Annotated in this window: 18 protein-coding genes; 13 read left to right on the forward strand and 5 right to left on the reverse strand. The window is 59.1% G+C overall.

Going from position 1 to position 20,554, the window contains the following annotated elements; translation table 11 throughout:
• Positions 1-783 precede the first annotated feature (783 nt).
• Positions 784-1,641 carry a hypothetical protein gene (locus tag BR24_RS06915; protein WP_496540766.1) on the reverse strand — a complete coding sequence of 286 codons (858 nt, stop codon included), beginning with the start codon at positions 1,639-1,641 and terminating at the stop codon, positions 784-786.
• Positions 1,642-2,195: 554 nt separating this feature from the next.
• Here BR24_RS06915 and BR24_RS06920 point away from each other — a divergent pair.
• From BR24_RS06920 to BR24_RS06930, 3 genes are all read left to right on the forward strand, one after another.
• Positions 2,196-2,471: a hypothetical protein gene (locus tag BR24_RS06920; protein ID WP_496540767.1), complete on the forward strand. Its 276-nt coding sequence runs from the start codon at positions 2,196-2,198 to the stop codon at positions 2,469-2,471.
• A gap of 360 nt (positions 2,472-2,831) precedes the next feature.
• Positions 2,832-3,167 carry a hypothetical protein gene (locus tag BR24_RS06925; RefSeq protein WP_496540768.1) on the forward strand — a complete coding sequence of 112 codons (336 nt, stop codon included), beginning with the start codon at positions 2,832-2,834 and terminating at the stop codon, positions 3,165-3,167.
• 554 nt (positions 3,168-3,721) lie between these two features.
• Positions 3,722-5,578, forward strand: coding sequence for a cation:proton antiporter (locus BR24_RS06930; RefSeq protein ID WP_496540769.1), 1,857 nt, complete (start codon positions 3,722-3,724; stop codon positions 5,576-5,578).
• Here BR24_RS06930 and BR24_RS06935 read toward each other — a convergent pair whose 3' ends face one another.
• Entirely contained in the window at positions 5,579-6,658 is a 1,080-nt protein-coding gene (locus BR24_RS06935; protein ID WP_496540770.1) for a LeuA family protein, read from the reverse strand.
• Between the two features lie 327 nt (positions 6,659-6,985).
• Between BR24_RS06935 and nifH the strand changes: the two genes are divergently transcribed.
• The 10 genes from nifH to nifB all read left to right on the forward strand — a co-directional run bounded on the left by nifH (position 6,986) and on the right by nifB (position 16,592).
• On the forward strand, positions 6,986-7,813 hold the full coding sequence (gene nifH, locus BR24_RS06940; RefSeq protein ID WP_496540771.1) for a nitrogenase iron protein: 828 nt from the start codon (positions 6,986-6,988) through the stop codon (positions 7,811-7,813).
• Positions 7,814-7,840: 27 nt separating this feature from the next.
• Positions 7,841-8,200, forward strand: coding sequence for a P-II family nitrogen regulator (locus BR24_RS06945; protein ID WP_496540772.1), 360 nt, complete (start codon positions 7,841-7,843; stop codon positions 8,198-8,200).
• Complete coding sequence (locus BR24_RS06950; RefSeq protein WP_496540773.1) at positions 8,197-8,571, forward strand: P-II family nitrogen regulator; 375 nt, start codon at positions 8,197-8,199, stop codon at positions 8,569-8,571. Before BR24_RS06945 ends, BR24_RS06950 begins: the two co-directional genes overlap by 4 nt.
• A gap of 22 nt (positions 8,572-8,593) precedes the next feature.
• Positions 8,594-10,231 (forward strand): nitrogenase molybdenum-iron protein alpha chain, encoded by a 1,638-nt coding sequence (gene nifD, locus BR24_RS06955; RefSeq protein ID WP_496540774.1) that lies wholly within the window; start codon positions 8,594-8,596, stop codon positions 10,229-10,231.
• A 10-nt stretch (positions 10,232-10,241) separates the two neighbouring features.
• On the forward strand, positions 10,242-11,621 hold the full coding sequence (nifK, locus tag BR24_RS06960) for a nitrogenase molybdenum-iron protein subunit beta (RefSeq protein WP_496540775.1): 1,380 nt from the start codon (positions 10,242-10,244) through the stop codon (positions 11,619-11,621).
• Positions 11,622-11,779: 158 nt separating this feature from the next.
• Positions 11,780-12,082, forward strand: coding sequence for a (2Fe-2S) ferredoxin domain-containing protein (locus BR24_RS06965; RefSeq protein WP_496540776.1), 303 nt, complete (start codon positions 11,780-11,782; stop codon positions 12,080-12,082).
• Between the two features lie 9 nt (positions 12,083-12,091).
• The gene (locus tag BR24_RS06970) at positions 12,092-12,568 is read left to right on the forward strand and encodes a GNAT family N-acetyltransferase (RefSeq protein ID WP_496540777.1); all 477 of its coding nucleotides are present in this window, start codon (positions 12,092-12,094) and stop codon (positions 12,566-12,568) included.
• Positions 12,565-13,959: a nitrogenase iron-molybdenum cofactor biosynthesis protein NifE gene (gene nifE / locus BR24_RS06975; RefSeq protein WP_496540778.1), complete on the forward strand. Its 1,395-nt coding sequence runs from the start codon at positions 12,565-12,567 to the stop codon at positions 13,957-13,959. The genes BR24_RS06970 and nifE overlap by 4 nt, the downstream gene beginning before the upstream one ends.
• Positions 13,949-15,313, forward strand: a complete 1,365-nt coding sequence (locus tag BR24_RS06980) for a nitrogenase component 1 (protein ID WP_496540779.1) — start codon at positions 13,949-13,951, stop codon at positions 15,311-15,313. The genes nifE and BR24_RS06980 overlap by 11 nt, the downstream gene beginning before the upstream one ends.
• A 10-nt stretch (positions 15,314-15,323) precedes the next feature.
• Positions 15,324-16,592 carry a nitrogenase cofactor biosynthesis protein NifB gene (gene nifB, locus BR24_RS06985; protein ID WP_496540780.1) on the forward strand — a complete coding sequence of 423 codons (1,269 nt, stop codon included), beginning with the start codon at positions 15,324-15,326 and terminating at the stop codon, positions 16,590-16,592.
• A 108-nt stretch (positions 16,593-16,700) separates the two neighbouring features.
• Here the strand turns inward: nifB and BR24_RS06990 are convergent, their stop codons facing one another.
• The 3 genes from BR24_RS06990 to cfa form a co-directional block, all read right to left on the reverse strand.
• Positions 16,701-18,287: a sigma 54-interacting transcriptional regulator gene (locus BR24_RS06990; protein ID WP_496540781.1), complete on the reverse strand. Its 1,587-nt coding sequence runs from the start codon at positions 18,285-18,287 to the stop codon at positions 16,701-16,703.
• 200 nt (positions 18,288-18,487) lie between these two features.
• Positions 18,488-19,021, reverse strand: a complete 534-nt coding sequence (locus BR24_RS06995) for an HPP family protein (RefSeq protein WP_496540782.1) — start codon at positions 19,019-19,021, stop codon at positions 18,488-18,490.
• Positions 19,022-19,155: 134 nt separating this feature from the next.
• Positions 19,156-20,268 carry a cyclopropane fatty acyl phospholipid synthase gene (gene cfa, locus BR24_RS07000; RefSeq protein ID WP_496540783.1) on the reverse strand — a complete coding sequence of 371 codons (1,113 nt, stop codon included), beginning with the start codon at positions 20,266-20,268 and terminating at the stop codon, positions 19,156-19,158.
• Between the last annotated feature and the right edge of the window lie 286 nt (positions 20,269-20,554).

Genomic DNA, 20,554 nt, shown 5'->3' on the forward strand with positions numbered 1-20,554 from the left:
ACACTGGTCGCCCCTCCCGCAGGGGCGTGGACCTGACGCAGGCTCCACCTAAACCGGCGGTCCAAAGTTTAGGTGAAAGCGCACTTCACATTTTTTTTCCGTGCCCTTTCAGGTTACCTCCCGGCAATTCCAGCTGGCTTCGTATAAGCCCAGCGCAGTCTCGTGTCCGTTATGTGTCCGCTCAGATTTCGACACCATGCTAACCTTTTGAAATCATACACCCCATGCACATGATGCACAGACAGTAAAATCGAAGCGTGACGGCGAAAAAAGTCCTGTATTTCTAGGCTATAGGGTGTTTTTAGGAAGGGGTGGTGGACTGAATGGCATTCAAGAGGTCGTCAGTTCGATTCTGTCCAGCTCCACCACCATATTTTCTTAAGAAAAAGGACCGTTTAGCTTGGTAGGCTAGGCGGCCCTTTTCCTTTTGGTGGTGAACCGGATGGTCAACCGGTTGTTGACCAAAGAGTTTAAGATCACAGATTAAAGGCGTGTATGAGCTGTGTTTGAGGGGGTGTGAGGTGGGATTGGCTTTAGCCAGTGCTTAGTGGTGATTTTTCGGAGTGCGATAATTTTGCGCCTCCTGCCCGTTTTGGGGGGTGGGGCAGGGTTGGCCAGGGATTTCGTAAATGCTCAGGATTGGGGTTTTTGCGCGAACTATGGGGATGGGTAAGGGAGGCTATGTAGCTTCGATGGTGAGTGGAAGAGTACTTGACTTCTAGTCAAGCGGTCAACACACAAGCTGTAATTCCAATCTTGGTCTTGTAGTATTCATAGCAGTGGTCACGATTCTTCTTTGGAGCCATCTATGATCCAAAGAATGACAAGCCGTCCAATTACGTACAGACCCAACAAAGGAAGCATCCCTAATAGCCCATAATAGTACAGTGCTGTGTTTAGATTTCGTTTGAATGAAGCAGACTTTGCACGAGATATCTGAGTCTCAATGCACAAGTTCATTTCTTTAAATATGGGTTTGAAGTTAATGGATTTATAGTCTCTAGCAATGATAGGAAGAATATCTAACCGGTCTGCAGGCACTGTTCCCAACATTGAATTTTTTGCATACCGCCCATTCGGATATTCAGCGTGTTCGACGTACGCTTTGCGGTTAAACGCAGGATAGTTTTCTTGCACTTTGTCGAGCATTTTGTTTTTGGCTACTTCATAGCATCCTGCACCGACTCCCCACCCTCTATAATTTTTGAATTCAGGCACAGCAAGAAATGAAACACCAACTAACCATGCAACTGTCAAACATAATAACAGTCGATGCCAACCCGAAAGTTTTTCCCTCTTTACGATTGTGTTTGCATGATCGCTGGCTTCATTCTTCTGCAATTTCGATTTTTGCTTGGCATCAAAAAAATTAGGTTTGGGTTGTCTCACTTTCTTTGCAATTCCATAGACGAGAGCAGTGGCTGCAATACCGGCAATAGTTTTAGACAGAGCTACATTGCCAGGTGGGGTGCGGTTTGCCATGAGACCAACAATTGCAATGGCGGCTATGCCGTTTATTGCACCAATACTCAGAGCAATCCACAATTGGCGGCACCACCAGCCAGCATAATAGGCAATGAGTAGTAGTGGATCAACCAAACCTACTGCAACCATTAGGAGAAAACCTACGATTTCTTGCATTGGAAACTCTTGAGCATTGTTGGCGTTTTCTATAAACCTTGCCAGAAATTAATTCAACAATAAATTCACTTAGAATTGAGGTATATTGAGCGTTGAAATAGTTCGGATTAGCACCAAAAATTGGTCAACCATCCGGTCAACCAAACGCCTTCAACACACCTCCAACACCACAGATTTCCTGTTGATATCAAAGTAAAAAGTCAAAGTATTTCAAAGCTTGCACGCCTGTCGTCATGCATGGCATTCAAAAGGTCGTCAGTTCGATTCTGTCCAGCTCCACCAATTTTCTTTAAAGGCTTAGAAGGTTTTCCTTCTAAGCCTTTTTTCGTGGAATATGCAAAAGGTTATATAAATAGTTCGAGTTGAAGCAGGGACTCTCAAAAAGATGTCAAGAGCAAGTTAGAGAAATTTGATTGTATTTCATAGACCATAGCCTGCATTCCGCCGACACGAAGGTGTACTTCACCGACACCGCCGTGTTTCAGTGATTTTCTCCGAAAAGGTAGGTTCTTCGCAAAGAAACGAACAGCCCTATGGTTAAAAGGAGAATTGAAATGACAAATGATTGGGTACAGCACATCGGTGACGACCTGCTCGTTTATGGTATGCCGAAGCGGATGGTCGGAGTTTCAACACAAGAGAGCTTGGCAAAGTTCAAGATATCTGAAGCTGAGTACGTAAGGAATGATCGGGCCAACAAGTTTGATCACAAGGGAGATTATTACTGGACGGTTCATCCAAAACCAAAAGCATGTGAGAAGTGTCAGTCTATGGCTGGCAAGGAATTCATGGAAGAGCCGGACCGTCCTCATCCGAATTGTAAATGCTAGATAAAAAAGCATCCGTTGCGGAAACAGAAACGGTATATTAATAGTTCTTTAAGTGGTCATGAGTGGCACCGGTTCAAAGGGGGAAAACACGTTCATATCGATTGAAGGGGGGCGGAGTCACAACTGGGGTTTGGATTGAAGTTAACGTTGACTCCAAAGAGAATATTGCCTGTCGCCCTCAAGCTTCTCACACGATCAATTTGACTGCCGATGAGGATCCCCCTGTAACATGGACAATTCGATTGCTGGCTCACGGTTCAGACAATATCCAAGTTGACTACACGATAATTTATGAGGATTGGGATGGTTAACAGGTTTGCTTGTTTCTCTTTGACTCTTTTTCTTATGCTTGTTTGTGGGATGCAGGCACTCGCATGCGACCTTCGTCTTTCCTGTGAAGATGTTAAGGGAATTGTAGTAAGTAAAGGAACAGACCATTTTTCTGGTGGAAAGGAGAAAACAGTCTTTGTGGCATGCATTGATGTGGATGCCACAAAAAGCCATCTGAAAGAACTCATTACAAACTGTTTTCACGATTTCATTACAGTGCGAAGAGGGGAAACAACCATTGTAGTTCCCAAGGAGGAGTTTCCTCCTGGTGGGCATTGGTTTTGTGTCGTGCGTTCAACACCAGAAGAGGCACTGGATACAGCCATGAGCCTTTGTCCTGAGAAGGTCAAAAGCTATCTTCCGTAAATACAACTTGGACACCTTCCCTCAGGCGCAAATCACGGCTTTTTGCCAAAAAGAGGTGTCATGTCTTGGAAATTAGTAGTGATTTCTAGGAATACAAGGCTAGCGTCTAGCATGGCATTCAAGAGGTCGTCAGCTCCATTCTGTCCAACTCCACCAAATTCAGCGTCGCAGCCAGCTTGTGTCGAAGGAACAGTATTCAAAGAAAGAATTCTGCCTGCCCAAGACTTGGTTTATCCGCCGAGATCCTCTTTCCAAATGCGTGCCGATGGTAAGTCGGTATGTCTGGAACCACTCGAAAGGTCGTTCGAGTTATGAATTCCCACTTCAACTCGCAGAGCCTTCGGTTACATAGTTACGATGAATCGGGAATGAAGGCGGCGTGCAAGTGAAGCATAGTTTTCATCGTCTATAGGCAAGTCCTGCATACATGGCGTGCAAACCCTCTTAACAACAGGCAGCCTGCCGGAACCCTTTGACGGGATTCGGCTATATCGGTAAGGCAGAATAGAGTATCCTTATCCGGTGATGCCGATGTGCAAGCACAAGGAGGTCCGATGCACGCGCATGCGCTTGTGGCGCTTTCCGTGGTTCTGCTCGTGGGAATCGTCTGTCAGCTGGTCGCCTGGCGGGTGAAGCTGCCTGCGATTCTCTTTCTGCTCCTCAGCGGCATCGTGCTCGGGCCGGGGGTCGGATTCCTGAATCCGGATCAGCTGTTCGGCGACCTGCTGTTCCCGTTCATCTCGCTGGCGGTCGCGATAATCCTCTTTGAAGGCAGCCTGACCCTCAAACTTCACGACATTCCGGGTCTGGAAAAGGTCATACGCAACATGATCACGCTCGGCGTCGTGGTGACGCTGCTCGTCACCGCCGTCGGTACGAAGTATCTCATGGGGCTCTCGTGGGAGGTCTCGTTCCTGTTCGGCGCGCTCATGGTGGTCACCGGACCTACCGTCATCGTGCCCATGCTGCGGACTGTGCGGCCAAAAGAGAGTGTGTCGCACATCCTGCGGTGGGAGGGTATTCTCATCGATCCCATCGGCGCGACGCTGGCGGTGCTCGTGTTCCAGTTCATTGTGGCCGGCAGCCTTCAGAGCGGCATCGCCGGGATGCTGGCGGTCTTCGGGAGAATCCTTCTCATTGGCGGTGTGCTCGGATCGATCGGCGGGTATCTTTTCGGCGTGGTGCTTCGCAAGCACTGGATTCCGCACTATTTGCACAACTACGCGGCGCTGGCCCTCGTTTGCGCGATCTTCGCCATCTCGGAAACGCTGGAAGCCGAATCCGGACTGCTGTCCGTAACGGTCATGGGCGTGTGGCTTGCCAACACCAAGGGAGTGGAGCTCGACGAGATTCTCGACTTCAAGGAGCACCTGAGCGTGGTGCTGATCTCCATGCTGTTCATCCTCCTCGCGGCGCGGATGGAGCTGGCGGAGTTCACGGCTCTAGGCTGGCCCGCGCTGGCCCTGTTCGCGGTGATCCAGTTCATCTCGAGACCGTTGGCGGCGCAGGCCTCGGCCTTCGGCTCGCGGCTGTCCATGGCGGAACGACATTTTCTGGCATGGATCGCGCCTCGGGGCATCATCGCTGCCGCCATATCGGCGCTGTTCGCCATCAAACTCGGGGAACTGGGATATGCCGAGGCTTCCAAGCTCGTGCCGCTGACTTTCATGGTAATCGTGGGGACGGTGCTGTTGCAGAGTGCCACCGCCCGCCCCATCGCCAAGTTGCTCAAGGTCGCTGAGCCGGAGCCCAAGGGCTTCCTTATCGTAGGCGCGGACCTCGTGGCTCGGACCATCGCTCTTGAGTTGCAGGAGAACGGGTTCCGGGTGCAGCTGGCGGATCAGAACTGGGACAATGTCGTCACGGCCAGAATGGAGGGGCTGCGCGCGTACTGGGGCAACCCGGCCTCGGAGCACGCGGAGCGGCACCTGAGCCTTGTCGGCATAGGGAGGTTGCTCGCGTTGAGCCCCGGCCGGGAGCTCAACGCGCTTGCGGCACAGCAGTACCGGATGGAGTTCGGGGCCGCCAACGTGTTCGCCATTCGCCTGCCTAGCGAAGAGGGGCCGGAGGACGAAGCCAAGACCACCATTCGGTCCGGCGGGCGACAACTGTTCGGCGAGGGCGTCACGTACCAGAAGCTGCGAAAAATGCTGGAGAGCGGGGCCGAATTGAAAACCACGCCACTGACGGAACAGTTCACCTTCAAGGACTACGTCGAGCAATGCGAGGAGGAGCGGATTCCGCTCTTCGCCATCGCCCCTGGCGGCAATATCCGTTTGTTCACCGCGGACAGTGAGTTCGAACCAAAGGCGGAATGGCGGATCATCGGCACCGCTTCCTGCGCGCCGATTCCCCGCTCCGACGGAAAGCAGGCAGCCGTCGGCCGCAACGAGGAGGCCGAAGGGAGCTGATCAGTTCCCGGCTAGGTCCGAGCATTCCTGCATGGTCAGGGGCCGTCCCGTGCGGCAGGAGTGGGCTCCGATGCGTTCCAATAGGTCGTCGGCATCGCCCCCCGTTTTTTCGCCCAATACCGCCCTCAGCAGCGAGCGGCCGCTCTTTGCGCTGAACCCGAAGCGCCGTGATCCGCGCACGGACTCCGGTGCGTACGGCTCGAAGAGGCTCGTGTCGCGCGCCATGCCGTGCAGATGCACCCCGCTTTCGCAGGCAAAGATGTCGTTTCCCACCATCGCCTTGTTCCGAGGCACCGGCAGGTCTGCAAGTTGGGCGATGCGGGCGCAGAGCGGGGCGACACCTTCCATGCGGTAGTTCCCTGACGTCTCGATCAATTCGAAATACCCGGCCAGTTCTTCCGTGGCGGCGAGGCCGGAGCGCTCGCCGATTCCGAGCAGGCTCCCGTCCGCCCAGTCCGCGCCGGCATCCAGCGCGGCAACGGCGTTGGCCGTGCCCATGCCGAAGTCGTCGTGACAGTGCACGGCGATGTCGATGACCAGCCGTTCCCGTAACGCGGAGACCGCCTTCATTGCTTTGACCGGGGTCCAGATGCCCACGGTATCCGACAGGCGAACCCGAAACGCCCCTGCATTTTCGGCTGCGAGCGCCAGCTTGCGCAGCCATTTTGCGTCGGCTCGGGATGCGTCCTCGAGTCCGATGGACACTTCCATACCGTAGCTGCGTGCCAGCGAGACAACCGCCTTCATGCGGCCTGTCAGTGCCCGGCGAGAGATGTCGAGGCGCTTGCGCCGATGGTCGTCCGAGGCCGGGACGCCGATATTGATGCGTCCGGCACCGATGCGCGCGGCTTCGATCACGTCCGATTCCCGGCAGCGGCTCCAGACGGAGATGGCGGAACCTCCTAGCTTGCGTCCCGACCAACGGCAAAGTGCTTCCAGTTCTTCAAGGCCTGCCCAGCCCACTTCGATTTCGTCCACGCCCATGCCGGAGAGACCCATGACCACGGTCTGGCGGTCCTCAAGTCCCATGCGGACCCCGAACATCTGTGCCCCTTCGCGGAGTGTGGTGTCTATGAGCATGTCGCCTCCTGCTTTTTGGTGTTGCACGCACTAGCGGGAGGCAACTTTGGTGCCATTGGGGTCCCGAAGACTAATGTCCCGATTTCAATGGGTTTGTCTTTGCGTCGCACAGGCGATCTTCAATCCACGGAAGTGTAGGATTCTACGATTTCGTGGATTCACGAGTGTTGCGACCTACAAAAACGGCGGAAGCAACCAATAAAGATTTTTGAGTGTTAAGTCTTTAATTGCAGCTAATTAGCTAGTTATGTCGCTGGTGGCACGCCGGTTGCCAATAGAGGGGCAGGCTTTCAACACGACAACCCTTTGAGACGAAGGAGATCCCTGATGAGAAAGGTAGCCATCTACGGAAAAGGCGGCATCGGTAAATCCACCACCACGCAGAACACGGTGGCAGGCCTTGCGGAAATGGGCCGTCAGGTAATGGTCGTGGGGTGCGACCCCAAGGCCGACTCCACCCGGCTGCTGCTCGGCGGGCTGGCCCAGAAATCCGTTCTGGATACCCTTCGCGAAGAAGGGGAGGACGTCGAACTGGAGGATATCCGCAAGAAGGGTTTCGGCGGCTCGTGGAGTGTTGAGTCAGGCGGCCCCGAGCCGGGCGTCGGCTGTGCCGGCCGTGGCATCATCACTTCCATCAACATGCTGGAATCCCTCGGCGCCTACGAGGAGGACGAGAAGCTCGACTACGCATTCTACGATGTCCTCGGCGACGTCGTCTGCGGCGGCTTTGCCATGCCTATTCGCGACGGCAAGGCGGAGGAGATCTACATCGTCTGCTCCGGCGAGATGATGGCCATGTATGCGGCCAACAACATCTGCAAGGGCATCATGAAATATGCGCAGTCCGGCGGCGTTCGCCTCGGCGGGCTGATCTGCAACTCCCGTAACGTGGACAACGAAAAGGAGATGATCGAGGAGCTGGCCCGCAGGCTCGGCACCCAGATGATCTACTTCGTCCCCCGCGACAACGACGTGCAGCGTGCGGAGATCAACCGCAAGACCGTCATAGAATGGAAGGGCGAAGCGCCTCAGGCCGATGTCTACCGTGGATTGGCAAAGGCCATCGATGAAAACGAGATGTTCGTGGTCCCGACCCCGCTGGAGATCGAAGACCTTGAGCAGCTGCTGCTCGACTACGGCATCCTGGAAGCCTAGCAACACGAATTTCAAGGAGAAACACCCATGTCCATGATCATGATCCGAGCCATCGTGCGTCCCGAAAAAGCCGATGACGTACTGGCCGCCCTGATGGATGCCGGATTCCCGGCCGTGACCAAGTATTCCGTTGCCGGTCGCGGCAAGCAGCGCGGCATCAAGATAGGCGAAGTCACCTACGACGAGATTCCCAAGACCATGCTCATGAGCGTGGTCCCCGAAGTCGACCGCGACTTCGTCCTCGACACCATCATGAAGGCCGCCCGCTCCGGAACCAAGGGAGCCTTCGGCGACGGCAAGATATTCATCTCCGACGTGGAGGACGTCTTCACCATCTCTTCCGGCGTGAAGGAAACCGCCATGGCGGCCGAGGGGGTTCCCGCATGAAGGAGATCATCGCGGTCGTACGCATGAACATGATGAACCGGACCAAGGCCGCCCTGACCGAAGCCGGAGTGGACGCCTTCTTCGCCAACGAGGCGCAGGGGCGCGGTCAGGGCTTCGCCAACCTCATGCTCCTCGAAGGCGCCGAGCGCGGCTACGAGGAGGCGGTCGAGCACCTCGGCGGCAAGGGCAAGCTGTATCCCAAGCGCATCCTCACCGTGGTGGTCCCGGAGAACGAGGTCGACGGCATCGTCGAAACCATCATCGAGACCAACAGGACCGGCAAGCCCGGCGACGGCAAAATCTGGGTCCTTCCCGTTAAGGACGCCGTCAGGGTCCGCACCGGCGAAAGCGGCATCAAATCCATAAGCTGATCATTCAGCAAAGGAGATATCCATGGCGACCAAGAACAAGACGGTGCACTGGGATCCCGCCGAGATAAAGGAGGAATTGCTCAGCAAGTACCCTCCCAAGGTGGCGAGAAAGCGCGCCAAGCAGATCCTCATAAACGAGGCCGAGGGCAGCGAAACGCCCGAGATCACGGCCAACGTGCGCACCGTGCCCGGCATCATCACTATGCGCGGCTGCACCTACGCGGGCTGCAAGGGCGTCATCATGGGCCCCACCCGCGATATCGTGAACATCACCCACGGCCCCATCGGCTGCGGGTTCTATTCCTGGCTCACCCGCCGGAACCAGACCGACGTGTCAGACCCGGATGCCGAAAACTACATGATGTATTCCTTCTCCACGGACATGCAGGACGAGGACATCATCTTCGGCGGGGAAAAGAAGCTGGAGGCGGCCATTCAGGAAGCCTACGACCTGTTTCATCCCAAGGGCATCTGCGTGTTCGCCACCTGCCCGGTAGGCCTGATCGGCGACGACATCCACGCCGTCTGCAAAAAGATGCGCGAGAAGCTCGGCGACTGCAACATCTTCGCCTTCTCGTGCGAGGGATACAAGGGCGTGAGCCAGTCCGCCGGTCACCACATCGCCAACAACCAGGTCTTCCGCTACCTCGTTGGCGAAAAAGAGGAGCCGGTGAAGGGCGAGTACAAGATCAACCTGCTGGGCGAGTACAACATCGGCGGCGACGGTTTCGAGATCGACCGCATCCTGAACAAGTGCGGCGTCACCAATGTGGCCACCTTTTCGGGCAACTCCACCTACGAGCAGTTCGCCTCGGCCCAGCACGCGGACCTGTCCTGCGTCATGTGTCACCGTTCCATCAACTACGTGGCGGACATGCTGGAGACAAAATACGGCATTCCGTGGATCAAGGTGAACTTCATCGGCGCCGAGGCCACCGCCAAGTCCCTGCGCAAGATCGGCCAGTATTTCGAGGACAAGGAGCTCATGGAGCGCATCGAAAAGGTCATCGCCGAGGAGATGCCCGATGTGGAAGCCATGCGCGACGAGGTGTTGCCGCACACCACCGGCAAGACCGCCATGCTCTTCGTAGGCGGTTCCCGCGCGCATCACTATCAGGAGCTCTTCAGGGAGATGGGCATGAAGACCCTCTCGGCCGGGTACGAGTTCGCGCACCGCGACGACTACGAAGGCCGGGAAGTCCTGCCGAACCTCAAGGTTGATGCGGACTCCCGCAACATCGAGGAGATCGAGGTGGCGCCGGACGAGAAGTTCTACAAGCCGCGCAAGACCGACGAGCAGACCCGCAGGCTGGAAGAGGCCGGGTTCCGCTTCAGGGACTACGACGGAATGCTGCCCGACATGGATCATCGCACCATCGTGGTGGACGACCTGAACCAGTACGAGGCCGAAAAGCTGGTGGAGATCATGAAGCCTGACCTGTTCTGCGCGGGCATCAAGGAGAAGTACTCCATCCAGAAGCTGGGCGTGCCCATGAAGCAGCTGCACAGCTACGACTCGGGCGGCCCCTATGCCGGATTCCGCGGTGCGATCAACTTCTACAAGGAGATCGACCGCCTCGTCACCAGCCGGGTCTGGAGCTACATGAAGGCTCCCTGGCAGGAGAATCCCGAACTCTCGGCCACCTACGTGTGGGAATAAGGAGGACGCAATGACGTTGCTCAGACATACGCCGAAAGAGGTCGCGGAGCGCAAGGCGCTGGCCGTCAACCCGGCCAAGACCTGTCAGCCCATCGGGGCCATGTACGCCGCGCTGGGAATCCACGGGTGCCTGCCGCACTCTCACGGCTCGCAGGGCTGCTGTGCCTACCATCGCTCCACGCTGACCCGGCATTACAAGGAGCCGATCCCGGCCGCCACCAGTTCCTTCACGGAAGGCGCGTCGGTCTTCGGCGGACAGGCCAACCTGCTGCAGGCCATCAACAACATCTTCAGCGTCTACGAGCCCGAGGTCATCGCGGTGCACACCACCTGCCTGTCCGAGACCATAGGCGACGACCTGAACCAGATCATCACCAAGGCACGCAAGGACGGCAAGATCCCCGAGGACAAGGACATGCTCGGCGCGTCCACGCCCAGCTATGTCGGCTCGCACGTCACTGGCTTTTCCAACATGGTCAAGTCCATGGCCTCGACCTTTGCCAAGAACACCGGCGAGCGAAACGGCAGGGTGAACATCATCCCCGGCTGGGTCGAACCCGCCGACATGGAAGAGATCAAGCGCCTCGCGGCCCTGATGGGCGTGGATATCACCCTGTTCCCGGACACTTCCGGCGTGCTCAACGGCCCGCTCTCCGGTGAATACCACATGTTCCCCAAGGGAGGCGTGACCGTGGACGAGCTTCGCGACACGGGCAACGCCATGGGGACCATGGCTCTGGGTGAATGGTGTTCCGCTGACGCGGCCCGGTGGCTGGATTCCAACTGCAAGGTGCCGTGCACCGTGCTGGACATGCCCTTCGGCCTGAAGGCCACCGACCGCTTCATCGATACCCTGCGCATCATCGCGGGCACCAGCGTGGCGGATGCCGTGGCGCACGAACGCGGGCAGCTCGTGGATATGATCTCGGACATGCACCAGTACACCTTCGGCAGGAAGGTGGCCCTCTGGGGCGACCCGGACCAGCTCATCAGCATGTGCGAGTTCCTGGTCTCCATGGACATGTGGCCCGTGCACGTTGTGACCGGCACACCCGGTAAGCGCTTCGAGGCCCGCATCAAGGAGATTGCGGCCGAGCTTCCGTTCGACATCAACGTCAAGGCGGGCGGCGACATGTTCCTGCTGCACCAGTGGGTCAAGAACGAGCCGGTGGATCTGCTCATGGGCAACTCCTACGGCAAGTACATCGCCCGGGACGAAGACACGCCGCTGATTCGCTGGGGCTTCCCGATCCTCGACCGCGTCGGCCATCAGTACTTCCCCACCGTGGGCTACAAGGGCGGGCTGCGACTGCTGGAAAAGATGCTCGGCGCGCTGCTGGACCGCAAGGACCGGGACGATCCCGAGGAAACCTTCGAACTCGTTCTGTAGCCACGGCTGCAAACGAACGCCATCCGGCAACACCTCCCGCCAGAGCGGGAGTCCAAAGGGGCGCCGCCCCTTTGGCCGCCGGGGGCGATGTCCGGAACCGATCCGCCGAAGGCGGCACCCCTGAATGGGAATCAACCGAGAACAAAGAGGATTCATCCATGGCCACCACCGAACGTACCATCCTTCTCTGCCAGAGCTTTCGCGCGGGCGGCGATCCCAAGGGCATCTGCCACAAACAGACCGACGGATTCCTTCAGTACATCGAGGAAGAGATCATTGATCGCGGCCTCGACTGCCTCGTAACCGCCACCGGCTGCCTCAAGCAGTGCGAGAAGGGACCGGTAATGGTGGTCATGCCCGAAAACTGGTGGTTCCGGGGCGTGGACAGCGAGGAAGCCATCGACGCCATTCTCGACGGCGTCGAGGACGGCGAACCGGCCGAGGGCTATCTCATCGCCTAGGAGGCAGCCGTGAGCGTCCATGCGGATTTCATCATCAGGCAGGCCCGCCCGGCCGACGTGAGGGCCATGACGGGATTGCTGTCCGAGCTTTTCTCCATAGAGACGGATTTCCGGCCGGACGGAGAGCGGCAGCAGACCGGACTGTTCATGCTGATGGAGGGAGATCGCGGACGCGTCACGGTCGCTGAAAAGGGCGGGGAAGTCGTGGGCATGTGCACCGGGCAGCTCGTGGTCTCCACCGCCGAGGGCGGTTGGTCCGCTCTGGTGGAGGACTTGGTGGTCCGAAAGGACTGCCGCAGACAGGGCATGGCCCGGGCGCTGCTATCGGATATCGGCAGATGGGCAGCCGGAAGCGGGGCATCCCGACTTCAGTTGCTTGCGGACCGGGATAACGACCCCGCCATGAAATTTTACGCAAGGATCGGATGGAGTCTCACGCGGCTGATCTGCATCCGCCGCAACATGAACCCGGGAGAGAACGCATGACCAATGACAGCACCATACTCGACGAACGGCGGGCGCAGGTCTTCCGCAGCGGAAGCGGGGACATCGACATCGCCTGCAACCGGCAGTCGCTGGCCGGCGCGGTCAGCCAGCGCGCCTGCGTCTTCTGCGGGTCCCGGGTGGTGCTCTATCCCATCGCCGACGCCCTGCATCTGGTGCACGGCCCGGTGGGATGCGCAGCCTACACCTGGGATATCCGCGGGGCGCTTTCCAGCGGTCCGGAGCTGCATCGCATGAGCTTCACCACGGACCTGCGGGAGAAAGACATCATCTTCGGCGGCGAGCCAAAGCTGGAAGCCGCGCTGCTGGAACTGATCGAACGTAATCGACCCAAGGCCGCGTTCGTCTACTCCACCTGCATCGTCGGGCTGATCGGCGACGACATGGAAGCCGTGTGCCGCCGTGTGGAGGAGAAGACGGGCATCCCGGTGCTTCCGGTGCAGTCCGAAGGCTTCAAGGGCAGTAAGCGCGAAGGCTATCTCGCGGCCTGCAAGGCCATGTTCCGGCTGGTGGGAACCGCCGACGTCTCGGATGTCCCGGAACTTTCGGTCAATATTTTCGGCGACTTCAACATCGCCGGAGAAACGTGGATCATCAAGGACTATCTGGAGCGCATGGGCCTGACCGTGGTGGCGAGCGTCACCGGCGACGGCAGGGTGGACGAGCTTCGCCGCATCCACGGAGCCTCGCTGAACATGGTGCAGTGTTCGGGCGCGACGCTCGATCTGGCCAAGATGATCGAAGAGAAATTCGGCAAGCCGCACTGCCGCGTGTCGTGGCTGGGCATCGAGGATATGGCCGAATCGCTTTACAAGGTCGCCGAACATTTCGCGCACCTCGACCCCGGCATCATGGAGCGCACCGCCGAACTGGTGCGCGACGAACTGGAAAAGATCCTGCCGGGGCTGGCGCGATACCGCGCCGATCTGGAAGGGAAGAAGGCCGCGGTCTACGTGGGCGGTGCGTTCAAGGCGTTCTCGCTCATCAAGTCCTTCCGGCACCTGGGTATGGAAGTGGCCGTGGTCGGTTCCCAGACAGGCACCAAGGAAGATTACGCGGAACTGGCGGAAGTGACCGATCCCGGAACCATTATCGTGGATGACGCCAACCCGCTGGAGCTGCAGGAATTCATCAAGGAAAAGGACGTGGATGTCTTCGTGGGCGGCGTCAAGGAACGGCCCATCGCCTTTAAACTCGGCGTCGGATTCTGCGACCACAACCACGAACGGAAGATACCGCTTGAAGGGTTCGAGGGCATGTTGAACTTCGCAAAGGAAGTGCATGCTTCGGCCATGAGCCCGGTCTGGAACTTCGTCCCGCGCAGAGAAGCGCGGCACCGCGATGCCGGAAAGGAGTGCAGCCATGACGAATAATCCCGCTGCAAAGAACGCCGTTTCCACCACCAACGCCTGCAAGCTGTGCACGCCGCTTGGAGCGAGCCTCGCCTTCAAGGGCGTGGAAGGGGCGGTGCCGTTCCTGCACGGCTCGCAGGGCTGCGCCACCTACATGCGCCGCTACATCATTTCCCATTTTCGGGAGCCCATCGACATAGCGTCTTCGGCCCTCGGGGAAAAGCACGCGGTCTACGGCGGAGGCCCGAACCTGAAGAAGGGCATCCTCAATGTCATGAAAAAATATTCGCCCGGCCTCGTCGGTGTGGCATCCACCTGCCTCACAGAAACCATCGGCGACGACATGGGGATGATTCTGCACGAGTTCCGCAAAGAATTCGGTGATCTGGATCTGCCGGACGTGGTGCATGTGTCCACCCCGAGCTATCAGGGTACCCATTCCGACGGGTTCCATCGCGCGGTGCACGCCCTGACCGATCAGCTGGCCGACCCCGAAGCGGAAAAGAGCGAGCGCATCGCCCTTTTCCCGGGCATGGTCTCGCCCGCGGACATCCGCCTGCTCAAAGATATTTTCCACGAGTTCGGGCTGACGCCGACGGTGCTCCCGGATATCTCCGACACCCTCGACGGTCCCGCGCTTGAAGACTACGAACCCGTGGCTTCCGGCGGAACTCCGGTGGCAGACATCAAGGCTCTGCCCGGTGCGGCGGCTTCCGTGGAGTTCGGCAGCTGCCTTCCCGGGGCTTCCGGCGGCACCTGTCTGGAGAAACGGTTCGGTGTCCTGAATACGCGCCTTCCGATCCCGCTGGGCGTCCGTGCCTGCGACGAATTCTACGACACTCTGGCCGATCTTGCCGGCGCCTGCGTTCCGCGTCGTTACGAGCAGGAACGGGGACGGCTGGTGGACGCCTATGTTGACGGCCACAAGTATGTCTTCGGCAAGCGGGCCGTGGTGTACGGCGAGGAGAACCTCGTGGTGGCGCTGACCGCGTTTCTGGCTGAGATCGGCGTGCGGCCCGTGCTGGTGGGAACCGGCGCCGAGGGCAAACGCCTCGCCGAGGCCGTGGAGCGCGCCTGCGGCGACCTGCTTCGAGAGCAACCCGTGGTCTGCGAGGGGGTGGACTTTCACGACATCGCGGAAGAGGCCGAGGTCCTGAGCCCCGAGCTGGTGCTCGGCAATTCCAAGGGGCAGCGCTACGCAAGGGCATGGAGCGCACCGCTGGTCCGGGCGGGGTTCCCCATTCACGACCGCTTCGGCGGACAGCGTCTGAAAGGGATCGGCTACGAGGGGACGCAGGAACTATTCGATCGCATCGTCAACGCCCTGATCGACAAAAAGCAGTCCGACAGCCCCATTGGCTGGGGATATATCTAGGAGATTCGCCATGAGCACGAAAAAGCATCCCTGTTTCGACAAGTCTTCCATCGGTGAATGCGGCAGGGTTCATCTTCCGGTAGCCTCCAAGTGCAACATCAAATGCAACTATTGCGACCGCAGGCACGACTGCGTGAACGAGTCGCGTCCCGGCGTGACATCGGCTGTGCTCAAACCCCATCAGGCCCTTGCGTATCTGCACAAGGTCATGGAGGCCGCGCCGAACACCACTGTGGTCGGCATCGCGGGGCCGGGCGACCCCATGGCCAATCCTGCGGAAACGCTGGAAACCATGCGGCTGGTCAAGAAACAGTATCCCGACATGCTTTTCTGCCTGTCCTCCAACGGACTGGGGCTTCCTCCGTATCTGGACCGCCTCAAGGAACTGGGGGTGACTCACGCCACCATCACGGTGAATGCGGTGGACTCTGACATCGCCGAGCGCATCTACGCCTGGGCCCGCGACGGCAAGGTCATCTACCGCGGGAAGGATGCGGCGAAGATTCTCATCGAGCGTCAGCTCGAATCCGTCAAGGGGCTTGTGAAGCGCGGCATCACCGTGAAAGTCAATACCATCGTCATTCCGGGGTACAATGATCATCACGTGGAAGAAGTGGCCAAAGTGGTCGGTGAACTCGGCGCGACGCTGCAGAACTGCATTCCGGTGTATCCCAACAAGGAAACGCCGTTTGCGGATGTAGAAGAACCTTCGCACGCCATGGTCAGTGAGCTTCGCAGGACGGCGGGCGAGCATGTGGAGCAGATGACGCACTGCAAGCGTTGCCGGGCCGATGCCGTGGGTCTGCTCGAAGCGGATCGTTCGGGCGAGTTCGCGGATACGCTGGGGGCCTGCTCCCGGCTGCTGCCCACCAACGATGACGAGGACCGTCCCTACGTCGCAGTCGCCAGCCGTGAAGGGATGCTGGTGAACATGCATCTCGGCGAGGCCCGCTCGTTTCAGATATGGGGGCGCGCCTCAGATGACGCCGGTTTCGTCAAGATAGAGGATCGTCCCGCGCCGCCCATGGGCGGCGGACCCAAGCGCTGGGAGGCACTGGCCGGAACGCTGAAGGACTGTCGCGCAGTGCTCGCGGCGGCCATGGGCGAGACGCCCAGAATGCTTCTGGAGGAAAACGGTCTTCCCGCGCACGCGGTAACCGGGTTCATTGCCGACAACCTCGCCGCCCTCTACCGGACCGGCGACCTGAGCGCCTTTGCCGCCCGTCGGGGTGGCGGCTGCGGCACAGGCTGCTCGGGCGGAGGCGGCGGGTGCGGATAGACGTGACACCCCGACATTGTGCCCGTTGTGGGCACACCTCCCCTAAAGGCCCCGGTCACTGCGTTCAGACCGGGGCCGTTCTTTTGAGGAGCGATGGGAGTGGGGAAATTATTTGTGACGTCGCAACTCGGCCCGACCTTCGGCTATCATGGATTCGAGGCCGTACTTGTGAACGCGGTATCCCATCTGGCGGGGCGTGATGCCGAGGTCCTCGGCCGCACGATACTGTATCCAGTCCGCGCGCCTGAGCGCCGCGATGACTTCGCTGCGCTCCATGTCCGCGAGCGAGCCCATGCTGCCGGACTGCTCGGAATGTGCGGGCGGCGTGTACTGCTCCGGGTCGGGGTCAGCGGTGGGCGTCCCGGGCGTCAGAAAACTCCGTATGAAGTCGTGGTCCACGCGCTCCTGATCCGCCATGATGACGAGCCGTTCGATGAGGTTCTCCATTTCTCGCACGTTTCCGGGCCAATCGTATCCCGTGAGCAGGTCAAGCGCCCGCGGCGTGAGCGACAGGGAGCGTCCATAGTCCTCCTCGGCCTTCTTGATGAAGTGGGAGAGCAGGCCGGGGACATCCTCCTTGCGCTCGCGCAGCGGCGGTACCGTCATGGGGAAGACGCTCAGACGGTAGAAGAGGTCGGGGCGGAAGCTGCCGTGGGCCGCGAGGTGTTCAAGGTCGCGGTTGGTGGCGGTGACGATGCGTACGTCCACCGAGCGTGTCCGGCTGGAGCCGAGGCGCTCGAATTCCTTTTCCTGCAGCACTCGCAGGAGCTTGGCCTGTACGGGCATGGCGAGCTCGCCTATCTCGTCCAGAAAGATGGTGCCGCCGCACGCTTCCTCGAACCGTCCGGGACGCGTGCCCGCCGCGCCGGTGAAGGCTCCCTTCTCGTATCCGAACAGTTCGCTCTCCAGCAGGTTCTCCGGGATGGAGGCGCAGTTGACCTTGATGAACGGGTAGGATTTGCGGTCGGAAAGCTCGTGAATGATCCGTGCGATCAGCGTCTTGCCCACCCCGGATTCACCCAGCAAAAGCACGGTGGCGCGGGTCGGCGCCACGCGTTCGAGCTGGCGCTGGACCTCCTGCATGGCGTGGGACCGGCCGACGATGTAAGGCCCCTTGTTTTCGCGGGAGAGCTGGCTGCGCAACTGCACGTTCTCGGCCCGCAGCACCTCTTCGCGTTTCTTCACCTTCTCGTTCAGGCTGATGAACTGGGCGATGAGCGTGGCCACCACCGAGAGAAACTCCATGTCCTCGCCGAAATCCACGTCATCGGTGAACAGACGGTCCACGTTCAGCACGCCGATGGGCGACCCGCCGAGCAGTATGGGCACCCCGAGGAAGGACAGGGTCTTCTTCTGCACGGCGCGCGCCCCGGTCTTGTCCAGAAAAAGTGGCTCACGGCTTACGTCGGGTACGTAGTAGGGCTGCGCCGTCTGGAATATCCGCCCGGTGACGCCTTCATCCAGACGATACACCCCACGCCGTTCTTCTTCGGGCCGCAGGCCGTAGGATGCGCTGATGTTCAGCAGACCGCTGTGCTGGTCGAGCAGCGTCACCGTGGCCCGCTGCATGGCGAGCTTTTCGGACAGAATGCGCAGGATGTCGCCCAGAGTCCGCTCCAGATCAAGAGCGCGATCGATCACATGGCAGATAGCCAGAAGAGCGGAGAGCTTCAGTTTGCGGATGGGCGTATGCATACACCTGCACGAGCAGGATGGATGCCAAAGCAACTATTATAAAGTTGTTTTATTACAGATTGTTGGGTGGGTGTGGTTTTTGGTCGTTTTGACAATGTTGTAGATTTTCTACAAGCCTTGAACAAAATGGTGAGTTCATTGCGCCGCACGGCGTCCCGGAGCAGCTTGGGCCGCTTCCGGGACGCCGGAGGGAGAAAGCGTTATTCGGCAGGGCAGACGGGACGCGGATAGACGCGCCCCGGCGCCATTCGGTTCACGGCAAGGGCCACCAGCAGCATCAAGAGGGCGCCCGTGCCGACAGGAAAAAGGGCGTATAGATATCCCAGCTTGTGGATCTGCGGGCCGCCGATGACAGCGATGAGCGCGGTGGCGCCGCCGGGCGGGTGGAGTGTGTCGGTGAATTGCATCAGGGCGATGGCCGTTGCTACGGCTGCGGGGGCGGCTATCCACATCTGGCCGCCGGAGAGCTGCATGGCTGCGACGCCGACCACGGCGGAGAGGGTGTGCCCGCCTATGAGGTTGCGCGGCTGGGCCAGCGGACTGTCTACCGCGCCGTAGATGAGCACGGCCGAGGCCCCGAAGGAGCCGATGACGAGGGTCAGCCCGGTTCCCTTGAGCAGGAAGCTCGTAATGAAGGAAACCGAGGCAATGCCGGCGAATGCGCCGATCCATGACCATAGAATCTGGGTCTTGCAGGTGGCGTTTCTGCCTCTGATGAACGAGCGTGAGATCATGCGGTGCGTGCCTCCTTTCGAAAATGGCGGTGTGTCAGGAAGGGTAGGGATACCCCCTGAGCCGGACACTTTCCTTGATGCAGGTCAAATGTCCGGAATCTCGCGGGGGCACGGATGGCACCGGCGGCTTTCGGTTACAGGCGGCAGCAAGGCTGCTCCCGGCAGGCGTCGTCGCGGGTCATGACCACCTGCCATAGCTGGATGTCGCGGGCGCGGAAGGCCCCGGCGCAGGATTGCAGGTAATACTCCCACATGCGTTTGAACCGCTCTCCATAGGTGTCAGCCAGCTGCGGCCAGTTCTTTTGAAAGTTCTCGTTCCAGTTCATGAGGGTGGTGTCGTAGTGGGGGCCGAGGTTGTGCCAGTCCTCGATGACGAAGAGTCCCTCGGCGCTGCGACCGATCTGGGCCGTGCTGGGGAGCATGCCGTTGGGGAAGATGTAGCGGGTGATCCAGGGGTCGCATCCGGTGCAGGATTCGTTGCCGCCGATGGTGTGCAACAGGAATATGCCGTCGGGCTTGAGGCAGCGATGGGCCGTGCGCATGAAGTTGCGATAGTTGCGGTATCCGACGTGCTCGAACATGCCCACCGAAACGATTTTATCGTATTGGCCGGTGATGTCGCGGTAGTCCATCTCGGCAAAATGAACCGGGAGTCCCTTGCAGAAGTCGGCGGCAAAGGCGAGCTGCTCCCTGGAGATGTTCACTGCCGTGACTTCGCAGTCGCGGCTCTCGGCGAGATACCGGGCGAGACCGCCCCAGCCGCACCCGATGTCGAGCACGGAGTCGCCCGGCTCGATGTTCAGCTTGTCCGCGATCAGGGCGAGCTTGTTTCGCTGCGCTTCGTTCAGGTCGTCGGTGTCCTCGAAGCAGCCGCAACTGTATTGAAGGTAGTCATCGAGAAAGGACAGGAAGAGGTCGTTGCCCAGATCATAATGCTGGTCTGCCACCATGCGGCTTCGCAGTCTGGACTGAAGGTTGAGGACCATCCCGGGCAGCATGCGCAGCAGGTGTCGGGGGCTTCCCTTGACCTTTTCATCCAGCCGGGCCGCGAGCAGGCGATTGATCATTTCGTCGATCCGCGGGCAGTCCCACCAGCCGTCCATGTAGGACTCGCCAAGGCCGAGGTTTCGCTCGCGCCAGATGCGGGCATACCACCTGTCGTCGTGAATCCGGATGTCCCACGGCCTTTCGCCGTTGAGGGAGATGTCGGCCGATTCCATAAGTTCCCGAATGGTTTCGGCTATCACGTTACAATGCCTCCTTTCGTCCGCATGGAGCCTCGCGGGGCCGCTCCTGCAGGCTCCGTGGACGAGCCTGATCGGTTCTCGGGAGAGGACTATTCCAGACTCCAATCTTTAACAGAATGAAACAGTCTTGCAACCTTTCCGATTGATAATCGAGTAGAGAAGACCGGACGAGAATTGCATCGAAGTTGTCCGTTGATGTCGAAAAATGAAGCGCGGTGCAGAGAAATCATCTTTACTCGCAACAGATCGACATGCTTGGGGAAGGTCTGATTTTGTCAAGTATGGA

Source organism: Pseudodesulfovibrio halophilus DSM 5663 (assembly GCF_059568665.1).

What these genes read in the sequence shown, in the direction of transcription:
- BR24_RS06915 (WP_496540766.1), bottom strand. Translation starts at nt 1,641, where the DNA reads ATGCAAGAAATCGTAGGTTTTCTCCTAATGGTTGCAGTAGGTTTGGTT.
- BR24_RS06920 (WP_496540767.1), top strand. Translation starts at nt 2,196, where the DNA reads ATGACAAATGATTGGGTACAGCACATCGGTGACGACCTGCTCGTTTAT.
- BR24_RS06925 (WP_496540768.1), top strand. Translation starts at nt 2,832, where the DNA reads ATGCAGGCACTCGCATGCGACCTTCGTCTTTCCTGTGAAGATGTTAAG.
- BR24_RS06930 (WP_496540769.1), top strand. Translation starts at nt 3,722, where the DNA reads ATGCACGCGCATGCGCTTGTGGCGCTTTCCGTGGTTCTGCTCGTGGGA.
- BR24_RS06935 (WP_496540770.1), bottom strand. Translation starts at nt 6,658, where the DNA reads ATGCTCATAGACACCACACTCCGCGAAGGGGCACAGATGTTCGGGGTC.
- nifH (WP_496540771.1), top strand. Translation starts at nt 6,986, where the DNA reads ATGAGAAAGGTAGCCATCTACGGAAAAGGCGGCATCGGTAAATCCACC.
- BR24_RS06945 (WP_496540772.1), top strand. Translation starts at nt 7,841, where the DNA reads ATGTCCATGATCATGATCCGAGCCATCGTGCGTCCCGAAAAAGCCGAT.
- BR24_RS06950 (WP_496540773.1), top strand. Translation starts at nt 8,197, where the DNA reads ATGAAGGAGATCATCGCGGTCGTACGCATGAACATGATGAACCGGACC.
- nifD (WP_496540774.1), top strand. Translation starts at nt 8,594, where the DNA reads ATGGCGACCAAGAACAAGACGGTGCACTGGGATCCCGCCGAGATAAAG.
- nifK (WP_496540775.1), top strand. Translation starts at nt 10,242, where the DNA reads ATGACGTTGCTCAGACATACGCCGAAAGAGGTCGCGGAGCGCAAGGCG.
- BR24_RS06965 (WP_496540776.1), top strand. Translation starts at nt 11,780, where the DNA reads ATGGCCACCACCGAACGTACCATCCTTCTCTGCCAGAGCTTTCGCGCG.
- nifE (WP_496540778.1), top strand. Translation starts at nt 12,565, where the DNA reads ATGACCAATGACAGCACCATACTCGACGAACGGCGGGCGCAGGTCTTC.
- BR24_RS06980 (WP_496540779.1), top strand. Translation starts at nt 13,949, where the DNA reads ATGACGAATAATCCCGCTGCAAAGAACGCCGTTTCCACCACCAACGCC.
- nifB (WP_496540780.1), top strand. Translation starts at nt 15,324, where the DNA reads ATGAGCACGAAAAAGCATCCCTGTTTCGACAAGTCTTCCATCGGTGAA.
- BR24_RS06990 (WP_496540781.1), bottom strand. Translation starts at nt 18,287, where the DNA reads ATGCATACGCCCATCCGCAAACTGAAGCTCTCCGCTCTTCTGGCTATC.
- BR24_RS06995 (WP_496540782.1), bottom strand. Translation starts at nt 19,021, where the DNA reads ATGATCTCACGCTCGTTCATCAGAGGCAGAAACGCCACCTGCAAGACC.